The 1,961-nt window shown below is 35.5% G+C and carries 3 protein-coding genes and 1 pseudogene; all 4 read left to right on the top strand.

What is annotated here, in order from left to right:
• Positions 1-52: 52 nt before the first annotated feature.
• Positions 53-619: pseudogene (locus MA2_RS10640) on the top strand (polymorphic toxin-type HINT domain-containing protein); the annotation flags it as partial.
• A 12-nt stretch (positions 620-631) separates the two neighbouring features.
• Entirely contained in the window at positions 632-1,156 is a 525-nt protein-coding gene (locus MA2_RS10635; RefSeq protein WP_067059640.1) for a hypothetical protein, read from the top strand.
• Positions 1,157-1,454: 298 nt separating this feature from the next.
• Positions 1,455-1,673 (top strand): hypothetical protein, encoded by a 219-nt coding sequence (locus tag MA2_RS11175; protein WP_115254132.1) that lies wholly within the window; start codon positions 1,455-1,457, stop codon positions 1,671-1,673.
• Between the two features lie 45 nt (positions 1,674-1,718).
• Positions 1,719-1,961: transposase (locus MA2_RS10630; protein ID WP_156470956.1), on the top strand; the 243-nt coding region annotated here is incomplete at its 3' end.

Below are 1,961 nucleotides of genomic sequence, written 5' to 3'. Positions count from 1 at the left end.
TTTTTGTGTAAGTTGATTAAAATGTAGTAGCACAAATGAAAAAGGTCAACAAGAAAGCTACCAAACGACAGAAGAACATCCATTTTGGGTTGATGGTAGTGGATGGATACCTGCTTCAGCTTTGATTAAGGGCATGAAACTTGTCGATAGAAATAACGAGCTTTTAACAGTAGTAAGTCAAATAAAACTGGAGAAAACTGATACAGTTTATAATATTACTGTAGATGATTTCCATACCTATCATGTGGGGGAGTTCGGTACTTGGGTACATAATACTTGTGCAGCAAATGCTTTAAATGGTTATATTGGTAAAAAATTAACCTATGGGTCTAATGTTATCACAATAGATAAGGAAGGTATGCAACATATTCTTGAAAGGCATCATCCTAAATATTTTGTTGGGGATACAACTACTGTTCAAACTTATTTTGATAAAAATATGACTGTAGATGATATACAAAATGCTATTACGGCAGTATTAGGGCAAAATGCCGCTAAGCTCAGAGCAGGACAAGTTACAGGTCAATTGACAGGTGTATATAATGGCAAAAGCTATACAGTAGGCTTAAGAAATGATAGAGGATTAGCTCGAGTTGGGCAATTTTTTCCAAATCCATAAGTTGAATAGATTATGAAAATAAATATTTATCTAAAAATAGGTAGTAAGCTTGTAAATTTGAGAGATATAGAACCAGTTGATTATTCAATGAAAAATCTTGATTGGTTTTATCAGCTGGGTTCTATTGAAATATTAAATGATAATGATGAAACACTCATCAGTAAATCAGAACTTACAGAAATAATTCCTTTTTTATATGAGTTTTATTTCACGATAATCAGTTATAGAATTTTTGCAAAAATCAATCAAAATTTGATATTTAGTATTCTAAACAAGTTGGCAACGCAAGCTAATTTAGACCATCCAACAGTTAATAAAATTGTGTTCTCTGAGATGAATGATACATATATTTTGCTAGAGTTGTATAGTTTAAATTCAAAAAAACAAATCATTCAAAGTAAAGAAATTTTTTACTCTATTTTTCTAAATATTAGCGAAAAATTTATTATTTACCTAAAGGAAAATTACACTGAAGAAAGCTCATCGATAGTCAATGAGATTGAATCTTCGTTAATTGAGTTTAGAGCAACATTCTGAGAACCGAAAAGTTGTTATGTAATTTTAAATTATAATTTGAATTACAGTGGGTAACGCTTCGCTAACCCACGATACGGAATTTAATATTATAAGATAATTTTGTTTGGCTCGTTATATCAAATTAACCATATTCAAAAGATAGAAGAATTTTGGAGATAGAAAGATTATGAAACCCTAATCCCCTTAACAATCCTAACCCTCCTCACAGGCTGCGCCACAGCCCACAGAGAAACCCTACCCCCCTGAACTCCTGTACCAACCACCCAGTTCAGGACAAACTGCCACCATACAAGGCAGCATGAAACCCCGCTATGCCAAACTGGTCGGCGACCGCATTGCCTACATCGTCAACATTGACGGCAAACGCCTACCTTTGGAAAAAAAACAGCAATACAAACACCTATGGGATAAATCCTATCCCATTAGTACAGGTGAGCATACCCTTACCGTACAATACAACATGGCAGGGTGGTACACCTTAGTAAGCCCCCGACCATCCCCTCTACTGCACTCTTAGATGAAGCGAGATAATGTCCATGATTTTCAGTAAATGGACATTAAAATGGCAACCAACAAACCCAAGCGCAAGACCTACAGTGACGAATTCAAAGAATTTCTAGTACAAGAAGCGATAAGCTCAGGGCGGTCAATTGCCAGTATAGCCAGAGACAACGGCATCAACCAGAACCTATTACACAACTGGAAACGAGCACAAAAAGCCAAACAAGCCCAAACCGACCAACTACCCACACTTATTAACAATGACGCTTACCGCAATACACCAACATTCATTCCTATCAATGTT

The organism is Moraxella atlantae NBRC 14588 (genome assembly GCF_001591265.1).
In the GTDB taxonomy this organism is placed as follows: domain Bacteria; phylum Pseudomonadota; class Gammaproteobacteria; order Pseudomonadales; family Moraxellaceae; genus Faucicola; species Faucicola atlantae.
Note: the sequence above shows the minus strand (reverse complement) of the source record. Positions and strands in the feature narration are given on the sequence as shown.